Here is a 14937-nt window from a genome sequence, read left to right as displayed (position 1 = left end):
TCGGAACCGGATACCAAGTCCCACCATTTCAAGTATTATATCGCTAAAATAAGGGGTTCTAACAATTTTAAGGCTTTAGAACGAACATTTTCGCCCCTGTTGACAAAGTGCTTCATACCTATGGACTATAGCAGGGCTGGTAAAAACTATTTACCACTGCGACTACAATTTGCTTTTTGAGGCCACGACATTGACGAGGGAGGACGCCACGTGTCGAATGGATTTCTTGCACTATTTGCATTTTTGCCGATTTTCGTAGCCGGTTTAATGCTGGTTGGATTTCGTATTCAAGCCCGGACCGCTATGCCGGTCACATATATTATCACCGTGATTATTGCGATGGCTCTGTGGGGTATGAGCGGCAATCGCATCATCGCTTCTACCATCCAGGGGTTGATCCAGACTGCCGGATTGCTCTGGATCATCTTCGGGGCCATCCTGCTGCTCAATACACTGAAACATTCGGGCGGCATTTCTGCGATCCGGTCTGGCTTCGCACAGATCAGTCCTGATCGACGCGTTCAGGTGTTTCTGATTGCGTGGCTTTTCGGCTCCTTTATCGAAGGGGCATCTGGCTTTGGAACGCCAGCTGCTGTCGTTGCACCTTTGATGGTTGCCGTTGGCTTTCCAGCGCTTGCTGCTGTTACATTCGGCCTCATTATCCAGTCCACACCAGTTTCTTTTGGTGCGGTTGGAACGCCTCTTATCGTGGGCGTTCAGTCGGGTCTCAATCGCGAGGCACTGACGGGGCAGCTGCAGGGAGTCGGTTCAAGCTGGGAATACTTCTTTCACATCATCACGTCGGAAGTAGCCATTCTGCATGCAGTCTGCGGCACTTTCATTCCACTCTTTCTCGTCCTTATCATGACGCGTTTCTTCGGACGGAACCGGTCCTGGACTGAAGGGCTGGCTATTCTGCCTTTTGCACTCTTCGCAGCCTTTTCATTCACAATTCCATATGTTCTGAGCGCTGTGTTTCTGGGAGCTGAATTTCCGTCAATGATCGGTGGTCTTGTCGGTCTGGCTCTTGCGACGCTTGCAGCACGTGCCGGATTTCTGATGCCAAAAGACACCTGGGATTTTGCACCCGCATCAGAATGGCCGGAGGGCTGGATGGGTAGCGTCGAGATGAAACTCGATGAGCTGACATCACGCAAAATATCGTTGGGACTTGCCTGGACGCCATACATACTTCTGGCGTTGTTCCTTGTGATAAGCCGTACATTCCCTGCTGTTGGCAGTGCATTGAAGTCGGTGACTTTCGCTGCAACCAATATCATGGGGGAAACCGGAATAAGCGGTGACTTTGCACCTTTGTTCCTGCCCGGCGGACTGCTTGTCATTGTCTGTCTGATCACCTTCTTCCTTCACCGCATGTCTGTGGTGCAGTTTTCGAAGGCGTTTGGTGAAAGTACAAAGACCCTGCTAGGAGCAGGTTTTGTGCTGCTCTTCACGGTTCCGATGGTTCGGGTGATGATCAATTCCGGTGTCAATTCAAAGGAACTGGTCAGCATGCCGCTGATGGTTGCAGATTGGGTGGCTGTCGAGGTTGGAAATATCTATCCATTCTTTGCTCCATCCGTTGGTGCGCTCGGCGCGTTTCTTGCGGGCTCCAATACTGTTTCCAATCTTATGCTGAGCCAGTTTCAGTACGGTGTTGCGGAAGGACTTGGAGTTTCCGGAGCATTGATGGTTGCAGGGCAGTCGGTTGGTGCTGCGGCAGGCAATATGATCGCTATTCATAATGTCGTCGCTGCGTCTGCGACTGTCGGATTGTTGGGACGTGAAGGCATCACGATGCGGATGACGATCATTCCAACGATCTACTATGTGACATTGGCAGGCACATTGTTGCTGATCGGATTCTACGTGCTTGGGATTAGTGACCCACTCGCCGGAGCCGTTCCGCAATAAGGCTTGAACAAGCGGCTCTGCGCTCGTGGTCTTTTTGATTCCGACATTGGTCCCATGCTTGTTGCTAAGGGATGCAAATGTCGGAATCAGACTACCAGATTGCACAGGGCCGTTTCCCGCCTTTTGCTTGACATTGCGGGCTTATCGCCTTAAAGCCTGCCCCAATCTATCCGCGATCTTCAGAACGCGAGCCGCCGACCGGGACCCATTGTGGTATAAAACGATCCCGGAGGTCCACATCCGACAGCGCGATGCGCCCTCGGGTGCTGTATCTCTTTGGTTGCTTCTTGAACTGGCAGATATGTGGGACGATCTATCCCTGATGAAGCATTAAGCCTCCTCTCGGATTAAAAGGAAATTCGATGTTTGAATCACTTCAGGAGCGTCTTGGCTCCATTCTGAACGGCTTGACCGGACGCGGCGCTCTCTCTGAAAGCGACGTAACGGCTGCGCTGCGCGAAGTGCGTCGTGCGCTGATCGAAGCCGACGTTTCGCTGGAAGTGGTTCGTTCGTTCACTGACAGGGTCCGCGAAAAGGCTGTCGGTGCGGAAATTCTCAAGAGCATCAAGCCCGGTCAGATGGTCGTCAAGATCGTCCATGACGAGCTTATCGAAATGCTGGGCACCGAGGGTGTCACAGTCGATCTGAATGCGCCTGCACCTGTCGTTATCATGATGGTTGGTTTACAGGGTTCTGGTAAGACCACCACCACCGGCAAGCTTTCCAAGCGCCTGACCGAGCGTCAGCGCAAGAAGGTGCTGATGGCGTCGCTTGATACGCGCCGCCCGGCAGCGCAGGAACAGCTCCGTCAGCTCGGCATTCAAACGTCGGTTGATACACTGCCTGTCATTGCTGGCCAGTCGCCGGTTGAGATTGCCAAGCGCGCCGTTCAGGCTGCGAAACTTGGCGGTCATGATGTGGTCATTCTTGATACCGCAGGCCGCACGCATATTGACGAGCCGCTGATGGTGGAAATGGCGGATATCCGCAAGGTCGCCAATCCGCATGAAATTCTGCTCGTGGCCGACAGCCTCACAGGTCAGGATGCTGTCAATCTGGCGCGCAACTTTGATGAACGCGTCGGTATTACCGGTATCGTTCTGACGCGTATGGATGGCGATGGCCGCGGTGGTGCAGCGCTTTCGATGCGCGCGATTACTGGTAAGCCTATCAAGCTGATCGCCACTGGCGAAAAGATGGATGCGCTTGAGGAGTTTTATCCCAAGCGTATCGCCGATCGTATCTTGGGCATGGGCGACATTGTTTCGCTCGTTGAAAAAGCTGCTGAAAACATCGATGCGGAAAAAGCCGCTGCGATGGCCAAGAAGATGCAGTCGGGCAAGTTCGATCTTAATGATCTTGCCGATCAGCTGGGCCAGATGAAAAAGCTCGGCGGCATGGGCAGCATTATGGGTATGATGCCTGGTATGGGCGGGATGAAGGACAAGGCAGCAGCAGCTGGTCTTGACGATAAGGTATTCGATCGCCAGATCGCAATCATCGGCTCGATGACCAAGGCCGAGCGTGCCAATCCCGATCTGCTCAAGCATAGCCGCAAGCAGCGCATTGCCAAAGGTTCCGGCACGAACGCTGCCGACATCAACAAGCTTCTCAAGATGCATCGCCAGATGGCCGACATGATGAAAGTCATGGGCAAGGGCAAGGGCGGAATGATGAAGCAGATGATGGGCGGCCTTGCTGGCAAGATGGGCCTTGGAGGCCTTGGTGGTGGAATGGGCGGTATGCCTGATCTCTCCAAGATGGACCCCAAGCAGCTTGAAGCGCTTGCCAGGCAGGCAGAAGCAGCTGGTCTCACCAAGGGTGGTCCTGGTGGCGGAATGCCGGGTCTTCCTGGTTTGGGTGGACCTAAGCTTCCAGGTCTTGGTGGCGGTCTTCCCGGTTTACCGAAGAAGAAGTGAGTAAGATGGCTGACGAACAGAACACAGTGCCTGCTGAGCTTCTCTCCTTGCGTGCATCTATCGATAACATCGATGCAGCACTGATCCACATGCTTGCTGAGCGCTTTCGCTGCACCCAGGCTGTGGGTGTCCTGAAAGCTGAGCGCGGCCTTGCCGCAGCTGACCCAGCTCGTGAGAAGCGTCAGGTCGAGCGCCTTCGTGGCCTTGCTGTCGATGCCCATCTTGATCCAGATTTTGCTGAAAAATTCCTGAATTTCATCGTGAAGGAAGTTATTCGGCACCATGAGCATGCCGCTGCCAACCACAGCGGAAACTGAATAGCCAACAAGGCTTAACCCATCGCCCTTCAGGGCAGAACTATTGTCTAAAGGAAAGAAAAAATGGCTCTTAAGATCCGTCTCGCCCGCGCTGGCTCCAAGAAGCGTCCTTACTACCACGTTGTTGTTGCTGACGCCCGCAGCCCACGTGACGGCCGTTTCATCGAAACCGTTGGTGCATGGAACCCAATGCTTGCAAAAGACGCTGAACGCGTAAAGCTCGACGCTGACCGCATCCAGCATTGGATTGCACAGGGCGCACAGCCAACCGATCGCGTTCTTCGCTTCCTCGATCAGGCTGGTATTGCCAAACGTGAAGAACGCAGCAACCTGACCAAGGGTCTGCCAGGCAAGAAGGCTCAGGAGCGTCTCGCTCTCGCCAAGCAAGCTGAAGAAGATGCAGCAGCCAAGGCTGCCGCTGCTGCTGAAGCTGCGGCCGCAGCAGCTGCTGCTCCAGCTGAAGAAGCTGCTCCTGCTGAAGAAGCTGCAAGCGAATAGTTTTTCGCAATTTGCGATTGAGAAAAGCGGCGGAGTAATCCGCCGCTTTTTTTATGCGCTTAACATGGGCTTGCCTGATTAGTTTTGCTTCAGGTCCAGCTCCCATGTCTGGCCAACCAGATCCGCGCCAAAAGAATGGTGTGGTGCTTCATCGACCAGCCGGAAACCAGCTCGCTCGTAAAGACGCCGGGCCGCCTTCAGGATATCGTTCGTCCATAGGGTGAGGCCATCATCACCGACCGTTCGGGCACGTTCGATGCAGGCATTCACAAGTCTGGCACCCACGCCGCTGCCGCGTGCGGCTTGCTCGACATAAAGCAAGCGCAATTTGCCAAGCTTCGGCCTGTCGCCCCGAACCAGAAAGACCGATCCCACGACGCGGCCATCGATTTCGGCAATCCAGGCTGCATCATGGTCCGGGTCGAAGGATTCCATGAAGTCGGCAAGAATACGGGTTATGAGTGCTTCGTAGTCATTGTTCCAGCCATATTCTTCTGAATAAAGTACGGCCTGTCGATGGATGATCCAGCCGAGGTCGCCAGGCTGTAAATCGCGTAATTGCACGTCCGCGCTCGTTCGTTCATCGAATATGTGCATGATCGTTCCCGCCGCTGTGAGCAGGTCCTTGCGCTGATCGGGACGCAATCCGTCTAGAAGTTCTCCTACTGCGTCGCAGGTGTTGCTTTCCAGCGCGGCAAATGTCGAGCGCCCGGCTTCGGTCAATTGGATCGGACGGCTGCGCCCACCTTGCGGGTGCTGTGATGTTTCGATCAATCCACGGTCGGAGAAGCGCTTCAGCGTCCTGCTGAGCTGGCCCCGATCAAGTCCCAGAGACCGCATGATAATTGCCGCTGTGGGCGCGGGGCGATGTGCGATCTCGTAGAGGATACGCGCTTCGGTCAGCGTGAACGGGCTTTTGTCGAGATGTGCGTTCAGAAGGCCTAGTCGGCGCGTATAGTTACGGTTGAAGGCGCGCAACGCGCTAATGTCGGTCTGGTTATCTGTGAGCGTCATATCTGCATACGCCGCTATGCGGCGCCTCCATATGTTGACACTATCAATATTAGATATGTTGACTAAGTCAACATAGTAATCAGCCGAAACTTTCCCTCTCGACAATCCATCCGCGAAAGGGGTCGAACCCTGCTTTCTTTCACGCTCAGCGCGCTTTCAGCAAATCGACTGGACGACGAGCGAAATTCGTCTATCCTGTTGATTTGATGGCTCGCATTTTCGTGAACACGACTATGCTGGTGCAAGAAGTATCAATTCAGGCGCTGAGAAAGCGCCTTTTTCAGGAGAACACCATGTCGGCTGCGACAGTTGTCAGTTCTTTGTCTCCCCGCCGCATTTTCATTGCGCTCGGGCTTGCGGTCCTTGTGCCGCTGCTTTCGGCTTGTGGTTTCAACACCATTCCGACGAATGAAGAAAAGGCCAAGGCTGCATGGAGCGAAGTGCAGAACCAGTATCAGCGCCGTGCTGATCTCGTGCCTAATCTCGTCGAAACAGTGAAGGGCTATGCCGCGCATGAAAAGGAAACTCTTCAGGCGGTAATCGATGCACGTGCCAAGGCGACACAGGTGCAGATTACGCCTGAGACGCTCAATAATCCGGAACTCTTCAAGCAGTTTCAGGACAATCAGGCCAACCTCACAAGTGCGCTTTCGCGGTTGATGGTGGTTGTCGAGCGCTATCCGGACCTCAAAGCAAATCAGAATTTTCTTGCGCTGCAATCGCAGCTCGAAGGTACTGAAAACCGTATTGCTGTAGCGCGTCGCGATTATATCGAAGCGGTACGTGTTTATAACACAGCGATCCGCACCATGCCGACGATGATATGGACATGGATCTGGTATCGCGATGCCGTACCGATGCAGACATTCAGTGCGGATGCGGGGAGCCAGACGGCACCACAGGTCAACTTTAACAATTGATCGGGTTTTCCGTGGCAGCTCTGCTTCCCATGCGCGCAGCGTTTCGTGGCCTGAACTGGCTGCGAAACCTGTTTGCTTTTGTCTTGCTCCTGCTCGCATTTTTCATTGCAGCGGGTGCAAATGCACAGGATGCGTCAAAGCCTGCACAGGCTTTGACGGGGCGGGTGGTCGATGCTGCCGGTATCATCGACCCGACAGCAAGGCAGCAGCTCACGCAGAAGCTCGCCGATTTTGAAGCAAAATCGTCCGATCAGGTGGTGGTCGTGACCGTGCCAAGCCTGAATGGCGAGGATATCGAAACCTATTCCAATCGTTTGTTTCGCGCATGGGCGCTGGGGCAGAAGCAGGAGAATAACGGCATCCTGCTCGTCGTTGCTCCCAATGATCGCAAGGTGCGCATTGAGGTCGGCTATGGCCTTGAGGGAACCATGACCGATGCGCTTTCCAGCGTGATCATCAACGGCACGATTATTCCTGCGTTCCGCACGGGCGATTATTCAGGCGGCGTGGTTCAGGGCGTCGACGGTATTCTGTCGGTTCTTTCGGGCGATGCAGCCGAACTTGAAGCACGTGCCAAACGCAACGTTCAAAGCAGTTCTGACGACGTCGACTGGGTGTTCGTTGTTTTCATCGCATTCTGGTGCCTGATCTTCTTCGGAGGTTTTGGCATGGCGATCCTGACCCCGATCTTTGGGCGCAAGATCGGTCCGGGTAAATATCGCTGGCTGGGCATGGTGATCGACCTCAACTCACGCGGTGGGTCAGGTGGCGGCGGCGGTTTCTCTGGCGGTGGCGGTGGATGGTCATCAGGCGGTGGTGGTGGCGGCTTTTCTGGCGGCGGTGGTTCGTCAGGTGGCGGCGGCGCTTCGGGTAGCTGGTAGGGGAGAAATCTGTGACGGGTAAAAACCTAATCGGCGATCAGGATCACAAACGCATCGCTCATGCGATCCGCGGTGCCGAGGCCAATACAAGCGGCGAAATATACGCTGTTCTGGCACGTAGCAGCGATGACTATTTCTTTGCTGCTGGCTTTGTCGCCACTTATGGCATTCTCATAACCTCGGTCATTCTTGCGTTCCTTGCGCATTGGTATTGGTTCGATATCAGGCTACCGATTTTCGGCCTCGCTATTCTGGCGGCTTTCATTTCTGTGATGCTGGTTCTTTGGTTTCTGCCTTCGACCCGCATAATGCTCGTGCCGCGCCGAATCCGTTACAAACGTGCGCATCTCAATGCATTGCAGCAATTTCTGGCGCGCAATGTACACATCACAGAACATCGCACCGGTATTCTGCTCTTCGTGTCTATGGCAGAGCATTATGCCGAGGTGATCGCCGATGCAGGCATCCACGCCCGCGTTGAACAGGAAGAATGGAATGGGATTGTCGCGACCCTTACCCATCACGCTTCGCGCTCGGAAATAGCCGAGGGCTTCGTGCTGGCTATCGGTCAGGCAGGCACATTGCTGGAGCAGCATTTTCCCGCCGGTGACAATGATATCAATGAGCTGGACGATCATTTGATCGAACTTTGATCCGGTTATTACGTGTCAGATTCGCCCGTGATTTGTGGCAAAATTTAGCTTTTGTGACGCTTACGTAAACCTGTCATGTCGATTGACGGGAAGCCAGACGGCATATTTCGAAATTTCCTGAAGCGTTTTCGAAGTTTTGTTCCAAATTAAATGGATTAGATGCAAGGTTTCTGACTTTCACGGAAATATTTGGTTGTTTTCAACGATTTGTCATCGAAACGGATATTCAATCTGCTAGTTTGGCGCGCATTGCCATCATGACAGGAGTATCCGACGTGACTGCAAAGCAGGATCGGTCGAGCAAAATTAAGGGTTCCAAGGCAAGCAAGGAGGAAAAGAAGGGAGGAAAGTCGAAGGCGCTTACAGCCTTTTCGCAGCTTCTCTTCGAATGGGCACCGCCCGAAGACCTCGCGGCTTACGATGCCGCAGCGCTCGATAAATCTGCCCAATATGGCTACGAGGCGCTTGAATCTTACCGCAAGGGCAAGAGCACTATCAGCGTCGATAACAGCATCGAACGCCATGGTCGCCCTGTCAGCGTTATTACCATCGTCAATGACAATATGCCGTTCCTGCTCGACTCTGTCATGGGTGAGCTGAACGATCATGTCAGCCAGATATTTATGGTCGTACACCCGGTTTTCGATATTGAACGGGAAAAAGACGGCCTTACAATCCTGGGCGAAGCATCGCAGCTCGCACCCGCCAAAGGCGTTGAGCGCGTAAGCCTTGTGCAAATTCATCTGCCAGCACTCGACAAGCAGACAAAGGCCAATCTGACCGCCGCTATCAAGCGCGTGCTCGGACAGGTTCGTTCAGCTGTCAGCGACTGGAAGCCGATGATGAAGCGCCTTGATGGCGCAATTGCCGATTATAAGCGGGTTCAGGAATTGACGGGTAATGCCGCAATGCCGGAAGCCATCGCGTTCCTCGAATGGCTGCGCGATGATCGTTTCATCTTCCTCGGTATGCGTGAGCTCACCTTCAAGGGCAAGGGCGACAATCGGGAGCTGGTTCCTGTCAAAGAAACGCTTGGTATTCTGAACGACAGTGAAGTGCGCGTTCTCCGTAAGGATGATGACGATACTGTTACGCCGCGCGAAATCACCGACTTCCTCGATAGCAATGAACCGCTGATTGTGACCAAGGCGAATTCGCTCTCGCTCGTCCATCGCCGGTCTTATCTCGACTACGTCGGCGTCAAGATTTTCGGTGAAAAGGGCGAAGCCATCGGCGAGCTGCGTCTCGTCGGCCTGTTCACCTCCGTTGCATATACCAGCTCTGTTGCTGGTATTCCGTTCATTCGCTCAAAAGCTGATGCGGTCATCAAGCATCTTGGTTTCAATCGCGAAGACCATTCGGGTAAGGCACTCATCAACGTGCTCGAAGAATATCCGCGTGATGAGCTTTTCCAGATCGATACGGAAAGCCTGACGGCCAATGCCGAACTGATCCTGGCATTGGGTGAGCGCCCACGCGTTCGTGCCGTTCCGCGCCTTGATCGTTTTGGACGCTTTGCAACCGTACTGGTCTATATTCCGCGTGATCGTTATGACTCGGTCGTGCGTGAAAAGATCGGCCGCTATCTCGTCGATATCTATAGCGGTGATAGCTTTGAATTCCACCCGGTGTTCCTGCAAAACGGCTTGACCCGCGTGCAGTTCGTTATTCGTCGCCATGAGCGTTCGACGCCACATGTGGATCGCGAAGCTCTGGAAGCGGAAGTGCGTGCCATCGTGCGCACGTGGGAAGATGCGGTGCGTGAAAGTTCAGACAGCGCGGACGCAAAGACCGTCGCTTTGGCTGCAAGTTTCCCGCCATCTTACCGCGAAATCTTTACAGCGCCTGAAGCTCTGGTCGATGCAGAACGTATCGCCGGTCTTAGCGCCGAGGCACCGCTTTTCGTGGACTTCTATCGCTATCGCACCGATGGACCGGATGCGGTTTCGCTGAAGCTCTATCATCATGGCGCACCGGTTGTGTTGTCGCAGCGTGTACCGCTTCTCGAAAACATGGGTTTCCGGGTTGTCAGCGAACAGACCATCGACCTTCCACATGTTGGCAAAGATGAGGCTGGCAAGGGTGGTGTGCCGGTCTACGTGCATGACATGCAGCTCGTGAATGCCTATGGCGCACCGGTTGATCTGTCTGACGATGGCGAGATGCTGGAAGATGTGTTCCGCAATGTCTGGGATGGGCTTGCCGATAATGACGGCTATAATGCACTGGTGCAGACAGCCCGTCTGACGGCGCGTCAGATCATGATCCTGCGCTCCTATGGCCGTTATTTGCAGCAGGCAGGCATTGCCTATTCGCAAGGGTTCATCGCAGCAGCATTGAACCGTTATCCGGAAATTGCCAGTGACCTCTATTCACTGTTTGATCTGCGCTTCAATCCCTCGGCCAAGCGTCGTGAAGCCGCAGAAAAGAAGCTGGTTGACGGTATCGAGACAGCACTCCTTGGCGTGCCGAGCATTGACGATGACCAGATATTGCGTCGGTTCCGCAATCTGATCGAAGCCACATTGCGCACCAACGCCTATCAGCCGGATGGCGAAGGCAAGCCGCGTGTGACGTTTGCGTTCAAGCTCAATCCACGGCTTGTGGAAGGGCTGCCTGATCCGCGCCCTTATCGCGAAATCTTTGTCTATGGACCGGAAGTGGAAGGTGTACATCTTCGCTTCGGTGCTGTTGCACGTGGTGGTCTGCGCTGGTCGGACCGTGCACAGGATTATCGTACGGAAGTCTTGGGCCTTGTGAAGGCACAGCAGGTCAAGAATGCGGTGATCGTGCCGGTCGGTGCAAAGGGTGGCTTCTATCCGAAGCGCTTGCCGGTTGGTGGCGATCGCAATGCGGTGTTTGAAGCTGGTCGTGATGCCTACAAGATATTCATCTCCACGCTTTTGTCGGTCACTGACAACATCCATGACAATGATGTTGTGCCGCCTGTGGAAGTGGTGCGTCACGACAATGACGACCCTTATTTCGTGGTTGCTGCTGATAAGGGCACGGCAACCTTCTCAGATACAGCCAATGCAATCAGTCAGGCCCATGATTTCTGGCTCGATGATGCTTTTGCCTCAGGTGGCTCTGCCGGTTACGATCACAAGGGCATGGCGATTACCGCACGTGGCGCCTGGGAAGCTGTAAAACGGCATTTCCGCGAGTTCGACAAGGATATCCAGACCGAGCCGTTTACGGTTGCGGGTGTGGGTGACATGTCGGGTGATGTGTTCGGCAATGGTATGCTCTTATCCGAGCAGATCAGGCTTGTTGCCGCATTTGATCATCGCGATATCTTCATCGATCCCGATCCGGTTCCTGCAGACGGTTTTGCAGAGCGCAAGCGTCTGTTCGATCTGCCGCGTTCGAGCTGGCAGGATTATGACCGCTCGAAGCTTTCGGCAGGTGGTGGCGTTTATAGCCGTAGTCAGAAGACGATTACGCTTTCGGCAGAAGCTGCAAAGGCGATCGGTCTTGGCAAGACCACAGCATCACCGCAAGAGATCATGACGACGATCCTCAAGGCGCAGGTCGATCTTCTGTGGTTTGGTGGTATCGGCACTTATATTCGTTCGACGGCGGAAACGGATGCGCAGGTTGGCGACCGTGCCAATGATGCGATCCGCATCACCGGTTCGGAAGTGCGGGCGCGGGTGATTGGCGAAGGTGCAAATCTTGGTGTGACGCAACGCGGACGCATCGAATATGCGCTGGCAGGCGGGCTTGATGGCGGGCGCAGCAATACCGATGCTATCGACAATTCGGCAGGCGTGAACTGCTCGGACGTCGAGGTCAACATCAAGATCGCGCTGGCTGCAGCCATGCGTTCGGGTAAGTTGAAGCGTCCTGCACGCGACAAACTGCTGGTAAGCATGACAGATGATGTTTCGGAGCTGGTGCTGCGTAACAATTATCTGCAGCCGCTGGCGCTCTCGCTCAGCGAACGTCAGGGCCTCATAGAGCTGCCTTATCAGGCACGCTTCATGGCAGAGCTTGAAGCGCGCAAGTTGCTGGATCGCAAGGTTGAATACCTGCCTTCCGATGCGCTTCTGAATGATCGTCAGAAATCGGGACAACCACTCACACGTCCAGAGCTCGCTGTTTTGCTGGCCTATGCGAAGCTGTCGCTCTCGGATGATCTGGTCGCGAGCAGGCTTCCGGACGAGGCTTACTTTGAGCAATTGCTGTTCGGCTATTTCCCCAAGCGCATGGTCAAAAACTATGCCGAGGAAATCTCCAACCACCGCCTGAAGCGCGAAATCGTAGCTACTTTGCTGGCTAATGATGTCATCAATCGTGGCGGCATCACCTTCATCAGTCGTCTGGCTGATACGACGGGCAAGTCGCCGGCGGATATTGTGCGAGCCTATGTGGCGGTGCGTGATGGCTTCGAGATCAACGCGATCTATGATGCTATCGATGCACTTGATAACAAGGTTACGGGCGATGTGCAGAACCAGTTCTACCATCTGGTAGGCGAAATGCTGCTGTCGACCACGGCCTGGGTGCTGCGCAACGACACAACGCGGGCCAACCTTACGGAACTGGTGAACACCATCACCACGGCTCGTGCGGCTCTTGAGCCACGCTTCGATGGTCTGATGCCGGACTTCCTTATTCAGTCCGTGCAGGCAGACAAGGCGGCCTTCGTCGAAAAGGGTGCGCCGGAGAAACTTGCGCAACGTCTCGCCAATCTGCAGCTGGCAGGCATCATGCCAGATATTGCGTTGATCGCGCATCTGGCATCTGCCGATCTGGTAGCAACCGCCAAAACCTATTTCGGTGTGTCGGAAGCTTTCCGCATTGGCCGGATCGAGGAAGCAGCACGTACCATCCCTGTCACTGATTATTATGACGGTCTGGCACTGTCGCGTGCGAGCGATACGATTACGCAAGCTGCCCGCGGCATTACGATTGCAGCGCTCAAGAAGTATGGCAAAGACAAGGACCCGGCGGCGACATGGTTCGCTGAAGATGGTGCGCGTATCGATCAGGTCAAAAACCGTATGGTGGCATTGACTGAAGGTGGCGATCTGACGGTGTCACGTCTCGCAGTTGCTGCAGGACTGATGTCTGATTTGACCCAGTAAGACTGCGACAACTCTAGTGGTCTGATTCCGACATTTTCATCCCTCCGTTACAGGCGTTGGACAAATGTCGGAATCAAAAAGACCACTAGCAAGTATATGAAACGAGTGGATTTTTCGAATTTGACGTTTGAAACAGCATTTATGTCGGTCGGGATTCAAACGTCAAATTCAATCCACCAGGTTAAAGGGGCGGCTTCGGTCGCCCCCTTTTGTTTATTGTGGGCTATGGCGGTGCAGTATAAGGTCCACCTTGAATACGGGGGTAGCTTGGGGGCGGACTACTCGGCTGTTGCGAGGAGCCGCTTCAAGCCGAGGAGCCGCTTCAAGCATTGGGGCCAGGAGCAATTCGTTGAGCGATCAATCAGTGAGCGCGAGAGGCTATGCTTCCCGGCGCGGTGTATGGGGCTGGATATTTTTCGACTGGGCGGCGCAGCCGTTTTTCACGGTTGTCATAACTTTTATTTTCGGACCTTATTTTATCTCCCGCATGGCCGAAACGCCTGAAGCGGGGCAGATTGCATGGGGTTATGGCTTTGCGGCCGCAAGTTTCGCAATTGCCATTCTATCGCCCATTCTGGGTTCGGTCGCTGATCAGACTGGCGCACGCAAGCCATGGATCGGGTTCTTTGCCGTCCTCAAGATCGTCAGCCTGATGACACTTTGGTTTGCGGTGCCCGGAGCCAATCTGTTCTGGGTATTGCTGGCCTTCAGCATTGCGATGGTTTCGGCGGAGTTTTCTATCGTTTTCAACGATTCCATGATGCCGCGTCTTGTGCCGCGTGAGGATATCGGAAGGGTTTCCAATCTCGCCTGGGGGCTAGGTTATCTGGGCGGTATGATCGTTCTGATTTTTGTTGTCTTTTGTCTCGCTGCATCACCTGAAACCGGCAAAACAATCATCGGTATGAAACCCTTGTTTGGTCTTGATCCGGCACAAGGAGAAGATGCTCGCATCACCGGGCCGATCTCCGCCATCTGGTATCTGATTTTCATTCTGCCGATGTTTTTGTTCACGCCTGATCAACCGCGTGGAAAGCCTTTACGCACAGCAATGGGCAAAGGCCTGTCAGAGCTGACGGCAACATTGGGCGAGGTACGCAAGCGCCGTGGGCTTGCACGATTTCTGGTTGCCCGGATGGTCTATCAGGATGGTGTTAATGCCATTATTGCCCTGGGCGCAGGATACGCGGCATCGATGTTTCACTGGTCGATTACAGAGATCGGTCTTTTCGGCATGATCATCAATGTGATGGCGATCTTCAGTTGCCTTGTAGCGAGCCGTATGGATGGGCGTTTTGGCTCTAAATTGATTGTGATTTTTTCGCTGGCATTGCTGCTTCTCGCTTCCATCGGCATTGTTTCGACTGGAAAGGATTACATGCTGTTTGGTATGGTGGCGCTTGAATATGGAGCCGCTCAAGGTCTGTTCTCGACCTCCGCCGAACATGCCTACCTGATTTACGGCATCATGCTGGGTGCAGCCTTTGGTCCTGTGCAGGCCTCGTCTCGTTCGTGGTTTGCGCGCAGCATCAAACCGGAAGAATCCGGCCGATATTTTGGCATCTATGCTCTTTCCGGAAGAGCAACCAGCTTCGTTGGCCCGTTTCTGGTGGCAACCGTGACTGCGATGACCCATTCAGCGGCAATGGGTATGTCTGTACTTGTATTGTTTTTTGCGGCCGGTTTGGTGCTGACCGCCAGAACGCCATATCCCGCTGACAGATAAGG

General features: G+C 54.2%; 10 protein-coding genes. 9 read left to right on the top strand and 1 reads right to left on the bottom strand.

The window, feature by feature from the left end; translation table 11 throughout:
- Positions 1–210: 210 nt before the first annotated feature.
- The 4 genes from CEV32_RS16920 to rpsP all read left to right on the top strand — a co-directional run bounded on the left by CEV32_RS16920 (position 211) and on the right by rpsP (position 4648).
- Positions 211–1914 carry an L-lactate permease gene (locus CEV32_RS16920; RefSeq protein WP_094578279.1) on the top strand — a complete coding sequence of 568 codons (1704 nt, stop codon included), beginning with the start codon at positions 211–213 and terminating at the stop codon, positions 1912–1914.
- 362 nt (positions 1915–2276) lie between these two features.
- Positions 2277–3833, top strand: coding sequence for a signal recognition particle protein (gene ffh / locus CEV32_RS16915; protein ID WP_094578278.1), 1557 nt, complete (start codon positions 2277–2279; stop codon positions 3831–3833).
- A gap of 5 nt (positions 3834–3838) precedes the next feature.
- The gene (locus tag CEV32_RS16910) at positions 3839–4150 is read left to right on the top strand and encodes a chorismate mutase (protein WP_094578277.1); all 312 of its coding nucleotides are present in this window, start codon (positions 3839–3841) and stop codon (positions 4148–4150) included.
- Positions 4151–4213: 63 nt separating this feature from the next.
- Positions 4214–4648: a 30S ribosomal protein S16 gene (gene rpsP / locus CEV32_RS16905; protein WP_094578276.1), complete on the top strand. Its 435-nt coding sequence runs from the start codon at positions 4214–4216 to the stop codon at positions 4646–4648.
- A 78-nt stretch (positions 4649–4726) separates the two neighbouring features.
- Here rpsP and CEV32_RS16900 read toward each other — a convergent pair whose 3' ends face one another.
- On the bottom strand, positions 4727–5662 hold the full coding sequence (locus tag CEV32_RS16900; RefSeq protein WP_094578275.1) for a bifunctional helix-turn-helix transcriptional regulator/GNAT family N-acetyltransferase: 936 nt from the start codon (positions 5660–5662) through the stop codon (positions 4727–4729).
- 293 nt (positions 5663–5955) lie between these two features.
- Between CEV32_RS16900 and CEV32_RS16895 the strand changes: the two genes are divergently transcribed.
- The 5 genes from CEV32_RS16895 to CEV32_RS16875 all read left to right on the top strand — a co-directional run bounded on the left by CEV32_RS16895 (position 5956) and on the right by CEV32_RS16875 (position 14935).
- On the top strand, positions 5956–6582 hold the full coding sequence (locus tag CEV32_RS16895) for a LemA family protein (RefSeq protein ID WP_094578330.1): 627 nt from the start codon (positions 5956–5958) through the stop codon (positions 6580–6582).
- 29 nt (positions 6583–6611) lie between these two features.
- Positions 6612–7463: a TPM domain-containing protein gene (locus CEV32_RS16890; protein ID WP_094578329.1), complete on the top strand. Its 852-nt coding sequence runs from the start codon at positions 6612–6614 to the stop codon at positions 7461–7463.
- An 11-nt stretch (positions 7464–7474) separates the two neighbouring features.
- The gene (locus tag CEV32_RS16885; RefSeq protein WP_094578274.1) at positions 7475–8116 is read left to right on the top strand and encodes a TPM domain-containing protein; all 642 of its coding nucleotides are present in this window, start codon (positions 7475–7477) and stop codon (positions 8114–8116) included.
- Between the two features lie 275 nt (positions 8117–8391).
- Positions 8392–13209, top strand: a complete 4818-nt coding sequence (locus tag CEV32_RS16880) for an NAD-glutamate dehydrogenase (RefSeq protein ID WP_094578328.1) — start codon at positions 8392–8394, stop codon at positions 13207–13209.
- A gap of 349 nt (positions 13210–13558) precedes the next feature.
- On the top strand, positions 13559–14935 hold the full coding sequence (locus tag CEV32_RS16875; RefSeq protein ID WP_094578273.1) for an MFS transporter: 1377 nt from the start codon (positions 13559–13561) through the stop codon (positions 14933–14935).
- Positions 14936–14937 lie beyond the last annotated feature (2 nt).

It is taken from the genome of Brucella rhizosphaerae (assembly GCF_002252475.1).
GTDB lineage: Bacteria > Pseudomonadota > Alphaproteobacteria > Rhizobiales > Rhizobiaceae > Brucella > Brucella rhizosphaerae.
Note: the sequence above shows the minus strand (reverse complement) of the source record. Positions and strands in the feature narration are given on the sequence as shown.